General features: G+C 62.6%; 7 protein-coding genes. 5 read left to right on the top strand and 2 right to left on the bottom strand.

The window, feature by feature from the left end; translation table 11 throughout:
- Nucleotides 1-111: 111 nt before the first annotated feature.
- Both VOI18_RS00545 and VOI18_RS00540 read right to left on the bottom strand, forming a co-directional pair.
- Nucleotides 112-4,125, bottom strand: coding sequence for a hypothetical protein (locus VOI18_RS00545; protein WP_323760474.1), 4,014 nt, complete (start codon nt 4,123-4,125; stop codon nt 112-114).
- The gene (locus VOI18_RS00540) at nt 4,122-6,692 is read right to left on the bottom strand and encodes a hypothetical protein (RefSeq protein ID WP_323760473.1); all 2,571 of its coding nucleotides are present in this window, start codon (nt 6,690-6,692) and stop codon (nt 4,122-4,124) included. Before VOI18_RS00540 ends, VOI18_RS00545 begins: the two co-directional genes overlap by 4 nt.
- A gap of 625 nt (nt 6,693-7,317) precedes the next feature.
- Between VOI18_RS00540 and VOI18_RS00535 the strand changes: the two genes are divergently transcribed.
- The 5 genes from VOI18_RS00535 to VOI18_RS00515 all read left to right on the top strand — a co-directional run bounded on the left by VOI18_RS00535 (nt 7,318) and on the right by VOI18_RS00515 (nt 22,133).
- Nucleotides 7,318-11,184, top strand: coding sequence for an Ig-like domain-containing protein (locus tag VOI18_RS00535; protein WP_323760472.1), 3,867 nt, complete (start codon nt 7,318-7,320; stop codon nt 11,182-11,184).
- A gap of 267 nt (nt 11,185-11,451) precedes the next feature.
- Entirely contained in the window at nt 11,452-12,882 is a 1,431-nt protein-coding gene (locus VOI18_RS00530; RefSeq protein ID WP_323760471.1) for a TolC family protein, read from the top strand.
- On the top strand, nt 12,882-13,703 hold the full coding sequence (locus tag VOI18_RS00525) for an efflux RND transporter periplasmic adaptor subunit (RefSeq protein ID WP_323760470.1): 822 nt from the start codon (nt 12,882-12,884) through the stop codon (nt 13,701-13,703). The genes VOI18_RS00530 and VOI18_RS00525 overlap by 1 nt, the downstream gene beginning before the upstream one ends.
- Entirely contained in the window at nt 13,676-14,752 is a 1,077-nt protein-coding gene (locus VOI18_RS00520; RefSeq protein ID WP_323760469.1) for a BamA/TamA family outer membrane protein, read from the top strand. The genes VOI18_RS00525 and VOI18_RS00520 overlap by 28 nt, the downstream gene beginning before the upstream one ends.
- Before the next feature lie 106 nt (nt 14,753-14,858).
- Nucleotides 14,859-22,133, top strand: a complete 7,275-nt coding sequence (locus VOI18_RS00515) for a hypothetical protein (RefSeq protein WP_323760468.1) — start codon at nt 14,859-14,861, stop codon at nt 22,131-22,133.
- The last annotated feature ends 33 nt before the right edge of the window (nt 22,134-22,166 follow it).

The raw sequence follows: 22,166 nt of genomic DNA, 5'->3' as shown, positions 1-22,166 counted from the left end.
CTGACAGCACCGCCATCCCAAGCAGGGAGACCGGAGCGAACCTTCAAGACGGGTTGCGCGATCCTTGCCTTCCAGAGACCGGCTCCCACCAAACTCCGCCCACCCTCCTCATCAATCGAACGGCTCCACGAGAAGCTCGAAAGTGTGTCCGTTTTCGATAATCGCGTCCGGTTCTATCCCGTGGCGTTGGAGATAAACTCGCCAGTCGACATCGCTGCGAAAATACGCGCCCGGGCGACCCAGGAGGCTTTCTGCTGTCATGCGGGCATAGTTCGGCTTCGGGACGATGCGTGCACCCGTGACCCGGAAACCGGCTTGCGTGATGGCCGTCTCTGCGTATCGGTAGGAGTGCGTGTAGCGCAATAATTCGTCGATTGGGGTGTCAGGGTATGCGTTTCTCAGCCAATGTAGCTGGATCGCCGTCTGGCCATTGGTGATGTTGCTGAGGAACACACTTCGCAGGCGTGTGTCGCCGAATTCAACGCCCAATTGGGCAAAGGTGCGGGCATTCATGTAGAGCGAGACGGGAATCCCGGGACGGGTTGCAGCTTCGCCGAGCAGGTTCCGGCGCGCCGTGCCGACCCAGGTCGGGGCGTCATCATACAACTCGGACATCTGCATGCCGATGCTCACCGTGGTGTCGTCTTCTCGGTAGAGGACCCGCTTGAAGCCCCCGACTTCCAGCTGACCGATATAGGCTTCCGAGACCGCTTCCCGGTTGCCGCCCGGAAAGTCGAACACCCTGTCGACGAACCGGAATCCCAGCGGGTCGGTGGTACCCGGCGCCATATCATCGTAGAAGTCACTGCTGATCGGGGTCACGATGCGGCGTCTCTCGCGGTCGACCGCCTGTGCCAGGTCATCGAGCGTGGTCGCGTTGGGCGGTGCGCGCAGCAGGTCGCGAGCCATCGGATCATCCATCATCCGCGCGAAACGCTCCGGGGACTCAGCCGCCAGCCGTGCAATATCGGCGCGATGGCGCATGTCCGAGATGGCGGTGTAGGTGCGCGCGGGAATGGCGTCTGCCCAGCTGGGCCGCCCGAGGAAGCGCTCGCGCAGGCGCTCACCCAGCTCATAGGCTGTGCGTTCGGCACCGGTCAGTCCACGGCCACGGCCGAAGAAGCCCGGGGTATTGAAGGACTGGTCAAGGCGCCGCGCCTCCTCAATCGCGGTGAGCACGTCCTGCTGAATGCTCCGCTCCAACCGGTCGAAGTCAGCCGGCGTCAGGTCGGCAGCAATCCTTTGATGACCGCGCTGAACCGATCGGGTCACACTGGTCAATCGCCAGGCGTCCACAAATGAGTCCGCTGCGCCGTAGGCCCCCAAGGCGGTTTTGGCCACGCCGATGAACCACTGCATGTTCGCTGCCTGGTTGGCGTAATCATACCGACCGGCGCCCAGCACCGCCGTGGCGCCGCGCGCGAATGCGCGTTCTTCCTCAACCTCCCAGATCGCAATCGACTCATTGGTTGCGGTCAGCCCGAGGTCTCCCACGTCAACGGCGAAGGCCAGCCAGGCCGCACTGACCGTGCCGAAGGCCGCTGCGCCCAGCCCGCCACCGATCGCGGCGGCGAGGACCACCCTGTCGGTATCTGCGCGGGAAAAATCTTCCTGGGCCTGGATTGCGCGCGCGAGCGTGGTGTGTCCCCGCACATAGGACCGGGCGACCCGGTCCGGCTCCCAGCCGGCCCCATCCGGCGACGGTCGCATCAGGCGTGGCATGATCTGCCGCTCGACGGCGCCGAATCCAAAGGCAGTCATTTCGAGCAGGTCTTCGACGTCGCAGGCGTCAATCCCTTCGGCGGTACGCCGTGATGCTGCGATAGCGGCACGATAAGCCTGCCCGGCTTGGCGCGTGGCAGACCGGCGCCAGTCCGCCAGTCCCGCATCGTCAAGGCCATAAGCCGCCTTCAGGGACGGGTCGTCACTGAAGGTCCGATAAAACTCCACCATCTCGCCGTCGGGCGCCCGGACATCAAAACCGCCAATAGGCTGGCCGGGCTCAAAGACGATCTGATCAATCTGACGACGCAAACCATCCAGCGCATCGCCCGTCAGGCGGGCATCGCTCCAGGCGCCTTCCTGCTCTGTCATCAGGTCAATAAAGACGTCGCGCAAGAGAAGCATGGCGGCGTGATCACCCGCCGAAACCCCCACCGAGAACCAGGTTGGCCGGTACACGTCTGCGATGGTGTATCCGGTCAAGCGGCGGCTGAACGCGCCAAGTGTATCCGTGGGATTCAGGAGGATGAGGTTGGAGAATTCCTCAACCTCGACCTGGCTCAACCGGTTGAGACGGTCGGCCGTGCTGAGATCTGGATTGTCGCTGACAGAGGCGAGGTCGATTTCGATTTCCGCGCACTGATAGGCGTCAAACAACGCCCGTCCCCAAGTCAGATTGGGTTCGCCATGGTCGCCATTCCGGGCATTCGCCACTTGCGCGATCGAGGTCGCGACGATCGCGCCGGCGATCTGTGGCCTCGGTTCATAGACGCCCGGATCGGCAACGATGGCGCGCAGCGTATCGCCTTCGCTGACCTCTATCGGCCATCCCCCGGCCTGGCTCGGCTCTCCGCGAGGATGCAGCCGCAACGGTACGGTCCGGTAGACGACAACCTCGCGCTCGTCGCCCGTTACCGGATCGTACCGGCGGGTTGTTTCGCGACGCGCCGGTATACGGCGGACCTGGCGGGTGGGATCATCGGCCGTCGTTGCTCCGACGGACCGCGAGTCGAACAAAACCGGTTCCGCGCCGCGAAACACCACAACGTCCACACTCTCGACCTTCAGATCGCGATCCGGAGATAACTCAACCACCATGGTTTCGGGAGCGAGCAGGACGTCGGTTGCCTCGGTCTCCCGATCATTGAGGCGTCGGGCAAAATCGATCCGCCCGGAAAAATCGCCGAAACGGAGAACCCAGCTTCCCTCGGCACCGTTGAGTTCCAGCGTTTTCCGCCCCGGGAGGGTTTCTTCCGAAATATTCGCCCGGACCAGAATGGCGTCCATGTCCTGAAGCCGGCGATAGGTCTCCGGGTCGACTTCGGAGCGCAGCCGGTCGTAGCCGACCTCAGCCCGTCGCGCGAAATCGGAGGCAAACTGGTATTGCTTCATCTCCGGCGCGTAGCTCACATCGCCATCGCCGGACCCCAGATCAACCGGCTCGCCTAACCCGATTGGGAGATCCGTGCCGATCACAAGCAAGCTACGGTGACTGATCGGGTCTACCGCATCGCCGCTGAAATTGCCGTCTGGATGCGGCCGCCGCACGACGCCGTACTCCAGGCGCTGCATCTGACGCGAAAGGGGCACGACGACATGAATGCGCGGCTCCAGGCGGCTCCAGGTTTCCCGGCCGGAAAAGACAATCTGACCCGTGTCATCGTCCGCATAGGACAGGTCGCCCTGACGCCCCGAATACGTCTGCCCGCCATAGCGCGGCGCGTTCCAGCGCTGGGTCCACTGGCCATTCAAAGACACCGGGTCGATGGCGAATTCCAACTCGATGACACGTTGTGTCATCCGCACCGGGCGCTGCACGTTCAGCGCAAGTGGCTCACCGCCAGCCGAGAAGCTCACGGTAGCTGCCTGGCTTTCTATCACCTCTCCGATGGCATTGCGTCGTTGTTCGCCTGCTCCTGGCCACTCCCCCTCGAGCCGCAATTGCAGAACGCCGAGATTCCTCTCGAACCGGGTGGACCGCAATGTGTGGGTTTCGCCAGAGCGCGGATGAATTAGACGGACGACAGCGCTTCGTTCTGCCTCGTCAATAATTGCGCGGCCGGTCACCTCACCGAGCGCGAAATCCTCGGTCGAAACGCGCCAGACTCCATCGACCGAGACCGAGGCCGGGTCGAAGCTGGTCGCCCGGAACTCCGGCAAACGCTCGGGTGCGGCCGCTTCTTCGGAACCCAGGGCTCGATCGCGCAAACCCGCGATTTCGCGCGTCTCGGCCTGCGGGGCTGCCGCGTCGTGCTGCGACACCGGATATCCGGACAACAGGAATTGGCTGACCGCTACCGTGACTGCGATCAGGGCACCGCCCCCGCCAACCGCACCGGCGGTGCGGTTGGTCAGGCGCCGCGCCTTGATGTCACCCAGAAGACTTGACCAGAAACCACTCATGGCCCGTCCTCCGGCTGGATCGTCAGGATTTCGCTTCGGTAAAGACCGGGGTCCTCAGTGCGTTGGACCAGAATTCGCGTGCCGTTCTCGACCTCGATCTCGTAGATTTCCTGGCCCGGTGGGTCCTCAAATCGTGCCTCGATGAGGAAGGGATACCCGGGAAAGACCCTGTCCACCGGCTCGTAGACGTCGTCATCGGGCGTCTCCGGGTCACCGCCGATCCAGACAACGGCCTGTAATTCTGGCGTACGATCAGGCGGGTTTGGCCCGCAATCCGCCGCACTCGGCATCCATATGTGAGGCGCCATGTGATCGGTTTGCGTCGACCTTCGTGATATGTCCGGTTCAGGTGGATAGAGCGCCGCGGGCCGTCCGAAATAGATTGACGGATCGTGCGTATCAACGAGTGCACCCTCCCATCGGACCAAGCCATAGCGGTCGATCAACTCAACATGACGCCAGCCGTATTGCGTCCCGGCTTCGGCCAGGAAAACGTCCGTATTGCCGGTGTTCTGGAACGGCGCACCCAACGGGACCTCAACATCAAAGCCGGCTGTCGTCGGATTGTCGCGGAACGTGTTGGCGCCTGTTCGTCGAGGCCGAATGGCGCCGGTGCCTGGGTCGGCATCGAAGACGACAACTGCGTCCAGCTCCAACCGACCCGGCGCATCACTCTCCCACATCAGGCGAGCGCGAACATCCTGCCCGTCCTGTTCGATCACAGACTGCACATCCAGGGGCGGGGCGGTGACCAGAAATTCGACTGTCGCGACAGTTTGAGCGTCGGCAAAATGCGTGTCCCGACCGGCCAGCGAGGCGCTCGCCGTACCCCTCATCAGGGCCAGCTGGTACCGGCCGGGCGGCATATTGAGGGCAATTTCAGCCGTTGCGCCGTCCTCTGACCAGCCAATCCAGGGGATGGTTTCATAGGCCGCGTCTTCCGGCGGTCCCGCGTAAACCTCGCGCGCAACACCGGCACGCGCGTCATCGGCAATATCCTGCAGGACGGCCGCGTAATCTGCGCTTTCCAGGACGGACCGCGGCACCGAAGGATCATTGAGGGGGTGATAGGGTTGGCCCGTCACCATGGCGTAACTGTCAGGCGTTGCATTCCCGATCAGGGGTGAAAACGCGCTGTAGGCGACCTGCTGCGGCGCCATCGGCGCGCAGCCATAAGCGAAAACCTGATTGCGCCTCAGCGAGATCCACAGGGTCTCTCCCTGCAGCTCAACACCTTCACGAGGCTGCAGGCGCAAACGCGCCATGTCGCTCACCACATAGCCCTCACGGTCGAGCATCAACTCGATATCGCCCTCGACCAGGATCTGACGATCAGCGGGCGGACTTCGCCATGGCTCGACTTCACCCTCCAGCACGAATTCCCGCTGCGCCATGATCAGCTGATCATCCGTGTCAGTCTCATCATAGGCATCATCGATCAGGACGAGCCGCGCCTCATACCGGCCTGGCATCATGTCCAACAGGACGACTTCCTGGCGGTAAGATCCGTCGGTCTCGAACAGGTCCGCGGCACAATCGGGCCATCCCCGGCAGGCAGCAACCGCTTGGCGATATCCGACCATTTGCCGGCTTCCACCGTCGCCGATCCGAAGAACCTGTACCGCCAACCCGATAGGCAGCGGACTGCGCGCGACCTCTGGCGGCAGGACGAGTGTGATATCGGGCCTGTCCGCGACCGGGTAAGTGTCCGTGCCATCAGGCGGATCGGACAATTCGAAGACGTCGCCCAGGGGCTCCAGCTCAACGCTGAGCGCGGCGCGGTCGATGATCCTGTCGTCTGCCCCGATCAGGCGAAATTCATACTGCCCGAGCGGCAGAAAGCGTGACGGGCCGGGCACAAAGGTGAACGCATCCGGCAGGGTCCCGCCGGGCTGCGAGGCCCGGCGCGCGCTCAGGTCCCGAACATTGGACAGGGCCGGACGGAAGTAGTCATTGGCGTAGCTCTCATCTTGGATGAGTCGGGCGCTCGCCTCTATCCCGCCGCCCGGATACAGCCGGGCCACCCGGGCCAACTCGACACGAAGCGCACCATAATCCGTTAGTAATCCGGGAACGTCGTCCACGTGAAAAATGAGTGCCTGCCAGGGGCGAAGCACCGTACCGTCGGGAAAGGTCAGGGCGCCAGGACGTTCCTCGATCAGGCGTTCCACCCAGAACTGCCCGCTCGCAACGGAATTGAGTCCCGGGTCGGGCATCACCGTCATGCCGATGCGCAGATAGCTCGAAAAACGGTCGGGATTGTAAAACGTCGTTGTATCGAGCGTGCACCCGCCCCCCGAGGCGCGGGGCACGCCGCTCGCGCAGAGCGCCGGTTCGGGTGAGGGGGTCACCAGAAAAACGTCATAGAAATCCTGCAGGGGATCGTTCGGCGTTGCGTAGGTGATGCTGACCTGCTCGCCAAACCGGTAAATCGTCTTGTCGGACGTTATCGATCCACTCTGGCCGGAAATGTCCTGGGCAGAAACGGCTGGCATAGCGAGCAGCAGCACGACTGTTGCGCCGAAGTGACGAACCCTCGTGGTGCACGCGGCGAACACAAAGGTCATTTCATCCCCCGGACCAGCCTTGCAAGCATGGTTTCTTACGCCGCTGCGTTTGGCAAGGCAGAGTTCGGTCGCTGCATTCGGGGAGATTGAAATGCGACTGAGACGGCACCGGCGACTGTTGTGGCGGCGTCAGGCAGCGATGCCTCCGCAGTGTCGAAGCGCTCCAGAAATTCGTTTTCACTGAACTTTCCGGCCACAACCACTTTCGCTGCGAATGTCACCTGAATCGCAGGAAGACACTCCGGCAAGACCGGTCCGCCGCCGCGGCCGAACGGCGCCAACAGGTCGCCTGGGTTCACGGCGATGGGGGCTTCGGAGACGCGATGGCGTTGGTCTGAAAGGGCGCTCTGACAGCGCCGCCGTCCGGTGGGGGTGGCGTGCGATTTTGCCAGTAACAATCTAGGCTTATGTTTGGAGTTGAAGGTCGGTTCACCTCGGTCTGGCGACGCCCACGCCAAAAGTCTCGCATCGTGCGCATTCGGCGTTGCATCCAGCTCTCGACTCGTTAGAAACGGGGTTAATAAAAGGTTGAGAAGTCCGCGAGCCTCGCGACAGGCGCGGACGCAACTTAACCTGGTTGGCGGTAATGCGGTGCTTCGGGGCCGCGGTGTTGGGGACGAAATCCATGTTTGCTTTTCTTACGGGTCGGCCGATGGCTGCGGTCAATCGGGGTGTGCGGACTGACGCCAAGGCAGGCGTAGCGCGCCGGATGTCCACGCTACTCGCCGGGATCGCGCTGGGTGTCGGGCTTCAGGCCGCGCCGGCGCAGGCCGCGGAGAATGCCTCCATCTTGCGCGTCCAGGTCGGGATCGAAGGTTCCTGCACCGCGGCCTCGCCGACCTGGCTCGGGATGACCTACCGCGTCACCGGCGCCACAGATGATGATGGCGCAGGCCACGATTTCATCGAGGCGCATATCCTGGATGGCAACAATACGGTGATCTGGTCGCACACAGGCAACAATTCTCTCACCCCCGGCATCTCAATCACAGCCAACCGCTTCATGGCTCAGGGTGCCACACCGGCCGATGACCCCTATACCGGCATCTTGATCGACTCGACGTCGTCGACCCGGATTTATAGCGCCAACGACACGGTCGACCTGACCGATCCCCGCATCATCGCTTCTGCGGATCTGGATGTTCACGCGGTCGAACCCGATTGCCCTGGCGGCGTTCCGGACACGATCGCGCCGCAGCTCAGCTCGGTGTCGCGGTCCAATCCTGCCACCGAACTCACCAATGCTGACAGCCTGACCTGGCGTGTTGCCTTTGATGAGGGCGTAACAAATGTTGACGCCGCCGACTTCGCGGTCGCGGTGACAGATTTCGGGGCGACCGGACCGTCCAGCGGGGCAATCGCCGTCGCGCAGCAGAGTGACTCCGTTTACAATGTGACCTTGAGCGGCGGCGAACTCGCTGCGGGACGTGGCGTCTATGCACTGTCGATCGTCGCCGGCCATGACATTGAAGATTCGAGCGGCAATGGGCTGGCAAGCACGACGCCGAGCGGGGCCAATGAAACCTATGAGGTCGGCAACGCCGCACCGGTGCTGGCGTCGGTGACCCGGCAGACACCAACACAGGAGCTGACGGCAGCCGACTCGCTGACCTGGGAGTTCCTGTTCTCCGAAATCACCAACACGACCAGCATGTCAGCGTCGGACTTCACCTTGACCGGGAGTACGGCATCGCTGAGCGTCAGCCGGTTCTCGATCGGCTTCACGGTGACGGCCTCGGGCGGCGACCTGGCCGACCTCGACGGTGCGGTGTCGATTGCGCTCATCGACGGTTTTGTCGACGAGTATGGCAATGTCATGCTGTCTGGCGCGCCCACGGGCACGAACGAGAACAGCTATACGCTCGACAATACCGCGCCTGACGCAACCTTGACCTCGACGGCTACCGACCCGGTGACCGGCGCGTTTTCTCTTACGGTGACGTTCTCCGAAGCGGTGACAGGTTTCGAGCTGTCCGATCTCGAGATCGCCAATGCTGCTGCGACTGATCTGGTCGACGCCGGTGGCGGTGTCTTCACCGTGACGGTAACACCGATTGCCGCGGGCGGGCTGGTGACTGTCGATCTGCCGGGCGCCGTCGCGACCGATGCTGCCGGCAACTCCAATACTGCGGCGACCCAGTTTTCCATCACTGCACTCGCGACAGATACAACGCCACCAGATGTGGTGCTGAGCACCAGCGCCACCGATCCGGTGTCGGGCGCATTCGCCATCACCGCCACCTTCTCGGAAGATGTGACGGGCTTCGAGCTCGCCGATCTGGTCGTGGGCAATGGCGTGGCGTCTAATTTCAGTGCAGTCAGTGCCAGCGTCTATACAGCTGACATCACGCCAACGACCGACGGTGCGGTGACGGTGGACGTCGCGACCGGTGCCGCCAGTGATGGCGCCGGCAACCCCAGTACGGCGGCCGCACAATTCTCGATCAATACCGACGCGACGCCACCGGGTCTGGTGATCAGCCTTCCCGGCGCCACAGTCGAGGGCACGTTCACCGCGACTTTCACCTTCTCTGAAGGCGTCACCGGGTTCGAGGTGAGCGATATCGCGGTCACCAATGGTGCGGCCTCGGCGCTGACCCCGGGCGCGACCGGTGTCTACACGGCCACCATCACCCCCGAAACCGTCGGCACGCTGACCATTTCAGTGCCCGAGGGTGCGGCACAGGACACGGCCGGCAACGAGTCGGCAGCCGACAATGCCAGCGTCGATGTTGTATTCCCGGCGGTGGATGTTGATCTCGACCTGGGCTCGACAGTCCTTGATCCCAACAGCGTCACCACCAACGTAACGCTGTCGAATCCGGGCAGCCTGGCGGTCAATTTCGTCGCTTCTGTTGATGTGCCCTGGGCCGACGTGACGCCTTCAAGCGGGACGATCCCGGCATCAGGAAGTATTCAGTTCACCGTCGGCCTCAATGCCGAGGCAGACGGACTCGATCCGGGCGAGTATTCCGGCACAGTGACGGTCACGACGGCCGCACCGGCAGGCCAGGCATCCCAAGCATCGCGCGGGCCGGCATCGGCTGGCGCCACCGTCCTCGCCAACATTCCGGTCACCGCCTCAATCGCTGCGCGCTTCGGGTCACTGCAGATCGTTGCCACCACACCGGGCGGGACCCATGGCGATGAAACTTTCACCTATGCCTCCACCGATGCCGATCTGGGTGGTTTGAGTCTGACCACATCTGGCGGCGCGGCGAGCTCGGCCCCGATCCAGAAAATCTTCGGCACCTACGACCTCGCCCAGAGCCTGCCGCAGGGCTGGGCGCTCGAGAGCCTGACCTGCGTCGGCGACACCGATGGCGGTTCCGTGATTGATCTGGCAGCCGGTTCGGTGGATATCGACCTGGATCCGTCCGAGACCATCGTGTGCACATTCGCCAACACTCGCGATGCAGACGCAGTCCGTCTGGCGACCTTGCGGGCGATCAACAACTACATGGTTCGTCGTGCTGACCGTATCCTGACTGGCGCCCCGGATCTGTCCACACGCTTGCGTGACCGGACTGCGACGACCCCAGGCCGTTTCTCGGCCGACGTCGATGGTGCCAATGTCACGATGAATTTTGCGGGCAGCCTGTCGGGCCTCCGCAACCACGCCAAGGCCAATGAGCGCCAGGTGCCTGACGGTCCGCAGCTGACGGAGTCGGGCGCGGCCCGCTTCGACGCCTGGTTCTCCGCAAGCTATGACGCGCTGGATGATGACAGGGCGGGCGACCAGGCCGAGAGCCGGTTTGGTCTGTTCCAGTTGGGCGCGGACTGGCTGGTAGCCGATAACGCGTTGGTCGGCATCATGGTCCAGATCGATCAGATGAGCGAAACTGCCGACAATCCGGTCGAAGCCGCGGGTGCGGTCAGCGGCGCGGAGATAGACGGGACAGGCTGGATGGCCGGCCCTTATGCCGTCTGGGAGTTCGCCCCGGGTACCACGCTGGATGTCCTGGCCATGTGGGGCCGGTCGGAGAACACCATCAATCCACTTGGTTTCTACGAGGATGAGTTCGAAACGACGCGTTTGATGATCCGCGCCAACCTCACCGGGGAGTGGTCGGCACCGCGTTCTGACGGCGGCCAGCTCAAAATCCGTCCCGGCGTGTCCTGGGCGCATTATGAAGAGACGCAGGATGGATATACCGACAGCCTGGCGATCGCGATCCCGGAGCAGACGATCTCGGTCGGACGGCTGGAAGCCGGACCGGAGGTCGCCTACCGAATGGATGGGCAGCGTCCGGGCAGTTGGTGGGAGCCAACTGCGGCTGTCAGGGCCGTGTGGGACTATGATGGTGCCGATCTGATGGATGAATCCGGACGCAGCATTGATGATGGCCAGCTTCGCGCTGATGCCACGGTGGGGCTGCGAGGCCAGTGGGCCAATGGCGCTCACGTGTCGGCGCAAGCCCGTTTCTCGGGCCTCGGGAACAATGACTTCAGCGCCAATGGCGTGAGGGTCGAGTTGCGGATGCCGTTCTAGGGTTTGGTTTTGGCAAGGATGCTTGTCCGGGCTGAAGCCTTGAGACCGGGTGTCGAGAATTCCGGGGGCAAGCGATGTGCCCCTTTGAAGCGGTGATCAACACTTCGGGATTGGTCTGTTTTGGTGGCGTTTCGCAGCCAATAAGTAGCCCCTTCAAATAATATGGGTTAACAAAACTGGTAGCATAAGCTCCGGGGGGATGAAGTGGCGGACAATCGGAATAGCGGCGCGTGGGCCAGGGCACTTGCGTGCGGGTTGGCCTTGGTCATGCTGAGTGGCTGCGCATCCCTGATCGACAGGGTATCCGACCACCGGCTCGCACAATTGCGGGATACGGGACTTGAGGCCGAGGTCGAAGCGCGGGCGCGCGACCGACTCGACAATGTGATGACTTCCGATGATCGCATGGAGGCCCTCACCGACACCTTTGGGGCGCTGCCGGAAGCGGCCAGTCCTGAACTGGGCGTTCTGATGGGCGCGGCGCTCGACAGCAATCCGGCGATCGGCCGGGCTGCCCAGGGGATCGAGCGGGCTGAAGCCGAGCGATTGAACGCCATTTTCGGCTATCTGCCGCAAGTCAGTGCATCGATTCAGCGCGACCAGCTCGACCAGGAAGTGGTGGAAACCGACAACCAGGTCTTCCAGGCGGGCACGGCGAGCTACCCGGTGAATACCGACCGGATCCAGCTCACCCAGCCGATCATCGACCTGTCGCGCATTTTCGGAATTCGCATCGCCAATTCGGCCCGATCCCTTGCCGAAATCGAGTATGTGAAATCGGTCAAGGACGTATCGGCCGAGGTGTTTGACCAGTATGTGATCGCCATCCAGTCAGGCCAGAGGGCGGGTTTCCTCCAGGAACGCCTTGACCTCATGGATCAGCAGGTCGGCGGCATCCAGCGCCGGATCGGGGTCGGCGAGGGCCAGATTGTCGACCTGGCGTCAATGCGCAGCGAGCGGGGGTCCCTGGCTGCCGAAATCGCCTTTGAGCGCACCCGGTACCGCAATGCCGTGTCGACCCTGTCGGCCTTGTCCGGGCGCGTCATTACCGGCGGTCTTCCGACCGAATTGCCCGCGGTGACCGCCTACGGCCCATCAACCGACCTGGACCGCTCACTGGCGCTCGGACGAGAAGAGAATCCGGCCATCATGGCGGCGGCTTTCCAGGTCGTCATGGCGAATATGGAAAGCTGGCAATCGGTGTTCGAGGACTTCGCACCGGTCCTTTCCGCTTACGCATCCCTGGACCGTGAAGACCGCGCCAACAGCCGCTTTGGCGGCGGCTCTGTGACCGATGACCAATTGGTGGGCCTGCGGCTCACCATCCCGCTCTTCAACGCATCCGGGCGCGGTTACTCCAGCCTCACGCGCCGCGTCGACGAGCGCGTCGCAGCGCTCGATTATCTCGCCACCCGGCGCGAAGTCGAGACCGGCATCCGGGGGGCTCATGACCGGCTCAATGCATTGGCGGACGCCATCAGCGCAGCCCGGCTGTCTGTCCGGGACGCCGAGTCGGCGCTCGAACGGGAACAGGACCGCGTGGCACTCGGTGAGGGGGTGAATTACAGCGTCCTGTCGCGGCAGGTGCGTCTGAATGTGGCCCGGGAACGGCTGGCCTTTTACCAGGCGGAGTACCTCCGGGCCTGGGGCGAGTTGCAGTATCTGACCGGCGGGTCGTTGAACGAGGTTGTCGAGTAATGCGCGCCCTGGGGCTCATCCCGGCCCTGTTTCTGGCAGTCTCGGCGCCGACGCAGGCGCAATTGGCGACGTCCGGAACCGGCCAGGCGCGCCCGATCGACTGCAGCGTTCGCGCATCGCGGCAGATCGAGCTGAGTCCCACTTTCGACGGCATTGTCGCGGAGGTCTTTGTCCGGCCCGGCCAGGTGGTCGAGGAGGGCGAACCTGTCCTGCGATTGAGCACCGGGCTTGAGGAGGCGGAGCTGGCGCTGGCGGAGGCACGCGCCAATGCGACCGGATCCCTGAATGCCGCCCGGCAGCGCCGTGACGGTCTGCAGGCGCGTGTGAACCGCTTGCGCGAGGCCTATGAACAACAGGCGGTCTCCTATGGTGAATTCGAGGCCGTTGAACTGGAGCTGCGAAGCGCCGAGGCGGAACTCGCCCGCCGCCGCGAGGAGTTGCAGCTCGCAGCCCAGGAGGCCGAGCCGCTGCGCCGAAAGATCGCCCTGGCGACCGTGCGCAGTCCGGCAACCGGTGTGGTTGGCGAAGGGGTGCTTGATCCCGGCGAGGCAACCCAGGGCCAGTCCCTTTTGACCCTGTATGTCCTGTCGCCTTTGCGGGTCGAGGCCTTTGTGCCACGTGCCTTGTTGCCCGAGGTTGTGTCGGCCAGGCAGCTGGTCTTGCAGATCGACGGTCGGCCGGTCGATCCGGCTGCCGTTCAATTCGACTATGTCTCGCCGATTGCCGATCTCGCATCTGGCACGGTGTCCGTATTCTTTCATCTTGAATCTGCCGAAATATTGCCGGGGAGCTCATGCGAAGCGCGCTTGCCCTCTTCCTGACCGCCATGGTGTGCGTCTGCGCACCGGCTTTGACCGCCGGTGCGGCCGCCCAGTCGGGCGACCTGTCCTTTGGCTTGGGATACTCGACCCTGAAAGGCCCGACAGGCGATGTGTCTCTGGCGTTGGAGGAGCTGGGTGGCGACAAGGACATCGCGACTGCCCTAACCTATCGCGGTGGCCCGCAAGGCGAGGCCGGGAGCTGGACTGTGTCGCGCAGCCCGGAGATGTCGACGGGCCGTTTGACCTATCGCGCCTCGGCTCGGGTCCAGGATTGGGACTATCTTCCCTATGAAAGTCGCGGCGCGGATGTCTCGGTCATGCGGGACCTGCCTGTCGGCCCGCGTACGCAAATCGGCGTGGGCCTCTTCGCCGAGTATGATGATATCACGCGGATCGGCTCGACTTCCGCGATCCTGAACCGGGATATCGGCGCGGGCGGCAGCGCCGGCATCAAGCTGCAATCCCGGTTCGAGAGTGGATCTTTCGACCCCGTCCTTCCGCAAGACAGTCGCTTGCGTATCGAGACCAATGCCCGGCTCGCCGGTTTTGGCGAGCGGAAGTTTGTGTCCCTCGAGATCGCAACCCGGATGGAGACACCGCTGGGAGAACGCATGGCCCTGGCGTCACGCCTTGTTGCCGGTGCTGTTCGCGGTCTGGATGGTGACGCCGTGTCGGTCCTGCATCGCGCCTTCCAGGGCGAAGTCGCGCCTCGCGGGTTTGAGTATGGCGGCCTCGGGCCGCGTGACCTTGTGACCGGCGAGCCACTCGGCGGCGTGAATTATTATGCCGGGAGTTTGGAGCTCAGGCGGCAGGTGTCCGACATGCCTGTCGTCGTGGCAGGCTTTGTCGACTTCGGAAGCAGCTGGTCGGTGCCCGGCGCATCGGGACCCGGCTTTGAAGATGGCCACGCTGTGCGTGCCGCTGTCGGAATTTCGGTCGAGTTTACCAGTGATATTGGTGAACTGCGTATCGCCTTCGCCGAGCCAATTGCTCGCGAGTCGCATGATCGTGTGCAACGGGTATCGGTCGCATTGGCGACAAGGTTTTGAGTGCCGCGCGACACAATGCGTGGTTCATGAAGTTGGCGCCCCGTTTGGACGCTGCTTTGGAATTCGGTAGTGCTGACGCGTCTGTCGGCCTGCCAGGGGAGGCGTCATGTCTGTCAATTCTGTAAACCCCACAGTCGTGGCACCGGTTCTTCTGGAACCACGCATCATGATGGACGCGAACCTTGAGTGGGACCTCGCTTCGACCACGGCGCTATCAGGCAGCCTGTCCGACCTGGTCCAGAATTTTGCCGAGCAATATGCCAACCTTGCCGAGGGTGAGACCGAAGCCGCGGGCCTGCCGGCAGGCGTGAACCCGGACACGGCTCCTCAACCCGGAATTCTGTACCGCTCTCATGACCTGGAGCCTGTCATGCAGGCGGCCGAGCGGGTTCAGCTCGCATTTTCGGCCTTGCGCCCTGACGTGCTCGAGAGCAGTCGCGACCTCATCCGGCCGGACGATGGCAACATGCTGGGTACGGTCAGCCCCATTGTCGGCAGTGCCTTTCTTTTCGACGTGACAGGCGGGCACCACCTGCCCGAGATCGGGGATGGCGCCAGCACCGGCCCCGCCGTGTTGACGGATCCGCTGACGGCCCCGAACGCGCCGGACGCAGCGCCGGACGACACCTTTGCCAAGCGGCCGGTTGCCGAGGTCCTTCCGACCTCCGAGCTGGATAAGGTGCACGGGAACAAACCGGTTTCCGACGTGTTGCCTGAGTTCCTCAAGAAGCCGGTCTCAGAAACGCCGGCAACACCGGAAGCAGTCCTGATCCCGGCCAAGTATCCGGTTGCCGAGGCCCTGCCCCCGTTCATCAAGACGCCTGTCGCCGAGACCCTTTCGACCCCGGAGCCCGTCACACTGCCGGGCAAGCTGCCAGTTGCCGAAGCGCTTGACGGGGCCGGCCTGCCTAACTTCATCAAGACGCCTGTCGCCGAGACCCTTTCGACCCCGGAGCCCGTCACACTGCCAGGCAAGCTGCCGGTTGCTGAAGCGCTTGAAGAGACCGTTCAGGCCGAGATGGCCAAAAAGCCTGTCGCCGAGCCGCGCCCGGTGGCGGACCGTATCCTGGAACATCGGCCGGCAGAGATTGTCTCGCCTGACCTGTCAGTCCCTGACGAAATCTGGTCGGGGCCGGGCCTGTTCCGCGGCCTCGAAATTGTCGATGTCATCGATGCGAACGGGCTGGAGTTCGTTCCGATGGCGAGACTCGTGTCGGACCGGAGCGCAGAGCCTTCAGCCGAGTTCGTGTCCAATGCCATCCAGGCCACCGGGCCGGTCGCCGGGTCGGACCTCGCCTGGCTTGAGAAAATCACCGAGAAGCCTGTCTCCGACAGGGTCCCGGCCGACGGGCAAGAGGCGGATTCCGGTCTCGATATCGACGAGCTTGAAAACGCAGCGTTGATGGCAGCAGTCGCGGGCTTGGCCCGGGCAGAGGTGAGCCGTGAGGACCAGTCGGCCGGACCGGACGGGGCCGGCCACGCCTTCAGGCCGATTGCGGCTTCTTTGATGGACGGTATGGAAGCGGACATGGCCGCTCAGGTCGACCTGTCATACCTCGCCGGGGAATCCGTTGGCGACAGCCATATCATCAATGGTCTCGCAGATTTCAATGCCCTGGCATTGCTGAACGATCCCGCGCCCCTGCTTGAGGGGATTTACGACATTTTCCAGGAAATCGACGCATTCTTCGAGGATTTCCTGGCCGATATTGATTTGCCGATCATCGGTGATGCGCTGGGAACAGGGCTCACCTTCTTTGATGACGTCATGAACAGCGTCATCCTGCCGGCTCTTGCGTATGCCGAAACCCCGCAACCGGACGGTTCCTTGCCGTCCACGCTCGACCTGATCAACGGATTCGTGAATGAGGCGCTGAACGATGTCTTCGGGACCGATGATGTCGAGTATCTTCACGCCTTCCTCGATACGTCCGGATCGACTTCGGAGTCGTTCATCTACGGGGCGATCAATTTTTCCGGCAAACTGTTCAGTGAAATGCTGGATATCGATTTCGACTTCGGTATCCCGGGGCTGAACATCGAAGTGGAAGAGGGCTCCGAGATCCTTCTCGAGCTCAGCTACACCGTGAATATCGGCTTCGGCATGGATATCGACGGCTTCTTCCTGCTCAATGATACGGATGATGCCGAAGTCTCGATCGACTTCCTTGTCGATGCCGGGTCTTTCAGCGGCTCGATGAGCGTGTTGAACCTTCTGGGACTGTCCGCACAGGCGGTCACGCTCGACGATGACGGCATCATCATTTCCGATGCCTCGACGGATGGCGGCACAGCGCGCCTGACAGCCTTCCTGGAAGCCGATCTCTTCGGCGAGTCGGGCGAGGAAATCAGTCGTGACTTTTCCAGCATCACGCCGTTGGACGGGTTCGGGAACGAACTCTCCTATGAGCGCATCGTCTATCTCGACGCCCTGGATTACGGGGAACTGGTTGCGTTTGATTTTGGCGCCAACATCAATGTCAATATTGGCGTTGTCGGCAACATTCTCGACCCGTTTTCCGGCGATGCCCTCGAGATCGGGGGCAACCCGATCCTGCCAAACGTCGCGGCCGAGCTTGTGCTGGACGCCACATTCAGCCTGGCAGATGGGTTGTCGGTCGACGCCCTGGGTATCAACAATGTGCGAGTCGATGCCAGTCAGCTCTATGATGCGCTGATCCGTCCGCTGGTCGACCCCATCATGTCGGTTGTCGGGCCGTTGCTGGAAGTGATCGATGTCATTTTCCAGGACCCGATCGGATTGCTGAAGGACCTGGCGGTTGATCTCATCGCGTTGTGGTTCCCGATCATCAAGCTGGGCGACAACATCGCCGAGATTGCCAATTCGATCGCCCAGTTCGTGGTCGATATTGCCGACAGCGGCGGCATGGTCCAGTTCGGCAGCTTTGACTTCACCCCGTTCTCGGACGGGCTCGTCAGCGGCGAAACCAGTGCGGCGGACATCGATCTGACGACCATTGATCCGACCGGGCTTCTTACCGACGACGGATCATCGGGCTTTGGAACATTTGGCAATCCGGATGACGGCTTCTCGGTGGATATCCCGCTGCTTCAGGATCCGTTTGCCGCCCTGTCTCTCTTGCTCGGGGATTTCAGCGGTGTCGAGCTCGTGCGGGCCCGTTACACATGGTTTAACATCGATTCAGCCGACCTCGACTTTACCCAGGTATTGATCGACTCCCTTGACCTTCCTGCAATCGTCACGGACGCCCTCGACGATCTCGAGATCGGGCCGCTGATCTCCAACCGCATATCCGGCCATGGCATCACCATGTTCGAAGTCGGCTATGACATGAGCGGGATCGAAAACTTCCTCAATTCCCTCGACCCGTTCCGGCTGTTCGACGGCGTCTTCATCGAGGCGGGCGAAGGCTCCCTCGTCGACATCGATCTGGACATTTCGATGTTTGCCAACGCCACCGTGGCAACCTTGGGCGGCTCCGGTCTGGTCGACCTGGCGTTCAACATCACCGACCCGAATGATGACGGCAAGGTGAGGCTGTCCGAGTTGCTCGACGCCATTCTTTTCATGGTCGAGAACGGCGCCATCACGCCGCACCAGCAGATCGCCTATCTGCTGGAGGGGATCATGGAGTTCGGTGTCTCTGCCGAGGTCACCGCCCTGGGTGTGACAACGACGCTGTTCGAGCATGAACTGCCCCCGATCGAGCTCGAACTGTACGATCCGGAACCCAGCCTGGTCGCCGGCCTCGACGGGACGCGCGCCGGCATCCTGTCGCTCGAGGGCTTGGCCAATCTGCTGGGTCTCGGTGGCAGCGCCGAGGTGGGAACACAGGTCCTCAATATCGGCGCCCGGATCATGGGTTCGAACTCCGATATGGTCGAGGATGGCAATGATGTGGTTGTCATGGGGACTGCCGCCAACGGGTTTGCGGTGTCCCTGACCACGGATGAAGGTACGCTGGACGGCGAAATCGACAGCGACGCGACCGCGGTGATCATTCCGGCGGGCGAGGGTGACAATGTCATCGACATGTCGAATTTTGCCGATGCCGCGAGTGACCGGGTGACCCTGACCTATTCCGGCGCTGGCGAGGACGTCATCACCCTGCCAGTGGGCGGGGTGAATGTTGTGTTCTCGGGCGCTGGCGATGATGTCATAACCGCCCCGGCTGACGCGCAAGGAACCTACATCATCTTCGCCGAGGGTGGTGCTGACACCATCAACATCCCGGGCGGAAATGTCATTGTCTTCTCAGGCAATGACTATGGCATGCGGGACGTATTCCTGACCGAGTTTGCCGGTGGCGATGTGACGCCCGAACGGGTTCGCGAACTGCTCGGGCTGCTTGCCGATGATACCGCGGATCCGACGGCGGACGGGTACTACAATGTTGGTGCCAGCGCGCTCGTCAATCTCGCGACCTTGCTGGAAAACTACACGGAAATCTCCCAGTTGAAGGCTCATCGGGATGCGGAAAGCATCACGGTTGGCTCCGGCAACCACATCCTGCTCACCGGCAAGGGGGATGATCTGATCCGCGGTGATCTGGATGGCGCTGGCCAGGTCACCGTGCTGTCCGGGGCCGGAGACGACAATATTGAAATCGGCGGCACGACCGTATGGATCGAAGGCGGAGCCGGCTCCGATACCATCAAGGTGAACGGCGCCGATGTCGAAGTCTGGGGCTGGGGCCGCGCTGCGGGCGAGGCCGGCACCTCGGGAACGGCTTCGGAGATTGACGCGCTGGCCAGCAAGGACGGCGATGACATCCTGATCGGCGGGTCCGGTGATGATCGGCTTTACGGGCAGGGCGGCGACGATCTGATCGAGGGGAATGGTGGTGACGACGAGCTGGCCGGGGGTCTCGGCCAGGATGTCATTGCCGGCGGCACAATCGCGGCGACGCTGGACGGCGCGCAGATCGATATCCGTGACATCCGGATCGGAATGACCTTGCCCGGACAACTGGACATCGGCGTCCGGGACCTGGCCGATGGCAATGACCTGATCCGCGGCGGGTCCGGTGATGACATCCTGCTGGGTGGCGGCGGTGCCGACACCATCACCGGTTCGGGCGGTCGCGACCTGATTTCAGGTGATTTCGCCAGTGTCCTTCTCACGGGCAACATGGTCGCCCAGCGGTTTGCAAGCCTATACGAGGACAGTGCCAATCAGGGTGCCGACAATCTGGATGGCGGCGCCATGGACGATATCCTGTTGGGCGGCGGAGGGTCTGACATCCTGCGTGCGCCGTCGGGCGACAATGTTCTGGTCGGCGATTTCGGGAGTATCGACGGGGCTGACATCCGGTCTGCCATCGACAGCATTGTTTCCATCAGCAGCGCACTGGGCGGTAATGACACGCTGACAACCGGCCGCGGCAATGATCGCCTGGTCGGCGGCGAGGCTGATGATGTTCTCAATACCGGCCTGGGCGTGGACATGCTTTTTGGCGACAATGGCAGTCTGGATTTTGCCGATGGTGTCCTGACCGGTCACGCGCTTGATACCGATGGCGATGACACCTTGATCATGGGCGAAAACCTGAGCGGTGTAGAGCCAGCGCCAGTGGATCAGAATGATCTGGCGTTCGGGGGACTTGGCGATGACACCGTATTCAGTGACGTCGGCGGCCTGACCCTTATCGGTGATAGTGGCGAGATGGTGCTGCGCGACAGTGCGCTGCAGGCTCTGGCCCTTTATGCCGATCCGGGTGCGTCACCATCCGACGCCATCCTGGCGCAGGCCAGACAGGCCTGGTTCCTGTTCGACGCGCTGGTGGAAACCGCGCGGACACATGCCGATACGCGCGATGGTGATGACCGCGTTGTGGTGGCTGGCGGCACCAACATGCTGGCTCTGGGCGGTGGCGATGACGCGGCAACCCTGTCCGCCGGCCTGAACCATGTGCTGGCAGATGACGGGGTTATGCGGACCCTGTTCAACGCCGATGAATCCATCATTCTGTACGAGATGGTCTCGACCGACATGGCGGCGGCATCGGGCCAGGATCACATCGTCGCGGCGGACGGTGACAACATCATCATCGGTGGTGAGCAGGGCGACCTCATCGAAGCTGGCGACGGTTTCAACCAGATTCTCGGCGATCGTGGCAGCTATCTGTCCTCAACCGATCAAAGCCTGGGTTACCTGCGCTCGGACGCGTCGCTGCTCGGTGGAGATGACCGGATAACGACCGGAGCCGGCAATGCGATCATCATCGCAGGCCAGGGCGACGATACGGTCTTTGTGGGGAACGGCGATGACGTCGCGGCCGGGGATGATGCGGCGGTCACACACTCTCACGGTTGGGACATTCTCACCCTCGACACCTCGAACCACACCTCGGGCGGGAACGATATGCTGACCGCTGCCGGAACCACTGGCGACAATGTCCTGATCGGCCAGACCGGCGATGACAGCATCGATGGCGGCTTGGATGATGACCTGCTGGCCGGCGACAATGCCGATCTCGATTTCCTTTCGGTCAAGCGTGCCTTCACCGGGCAGTCGGCTCTCGACCGGCTGGTTGGACTGGAAAGCGTGACGCCGCAGGTTGACGGGGATGACGTGCTGCGCGGCGATACGGGTACCGATTACCTGATTGGTGGCTTCGGTGATGACGAGCTGTTTGGTGGGGACGGCCAGGATTTCCTGATTGGTGACACGGCCATCATTGTTCGCGCCTATTCAGCGGACGGAACAGGGCTGGGCGGTGAGCTCTGGATCGATACGAATTTTGCCTATGAGACGGGAGGCTATGACCTGCTTCGCGGCGAGGCCGGGTTCGACGTCATGATCGGCAATCTTGGTCCTGACCTGTTCTTCGGGAACACGGAGGAGGACGCGCTGTTCTCCGACGGTTTCGCCGGATATTTCACGACACATTGGGATAGCGACCTGTTCAATCAGGCGACACCTCACTGGCAGCTGGTCACCGTCAACTTTGCTGGCCCGGGCGCGATCGATATCGTCTCGAAAGCCCAGTCGGCGTCGTCGATCGGGCTTAGCCTCGACCAGCCCGCGGACGGGTCGGAGCGCAGCCGGTCGGACACGGGACTGGCAGGCCTTCCGGACACATCCGCTGACCGTTTCGCATTGCCGGGCGTTCCTGCGTCCCAGCTGGACATGCTGATGGACTACATGATGGGTGACATGTTGATGTCCGCCATCGCCCAGCTCATGGCGATGGGGCTGGACGGTGAAGCATTGCGGGCCGCCATTGCCGCCGATCTCGAAGCCTTCATGTCACAGTCGTCACTGGTTGACGGCGTGACCCGGGCGTTGCTGCTCGAGCGTGTGATGATGATTATCGAGGACCGGCTTCAGCTGGGCCAATCCGCGGCAAGCCCGCCCTATCATTCAGACCCGCCCCTGATGGTGGCCGCTGAATAGGGGCATCCCCGCACCAGGCTATTGGGTCAAAGG

It is taken from the genome of Maricaulis sp. (assembly GCF_034670125.1).
Lineage (GTDB): Bacteria > Pseudomonadota > Alphaproteobacteria > Caulobacterales > Maricaulaceae > Maricaulis.
This window is presented reverse-complemented; position numbering and strand designations above follow the sequence as displayed.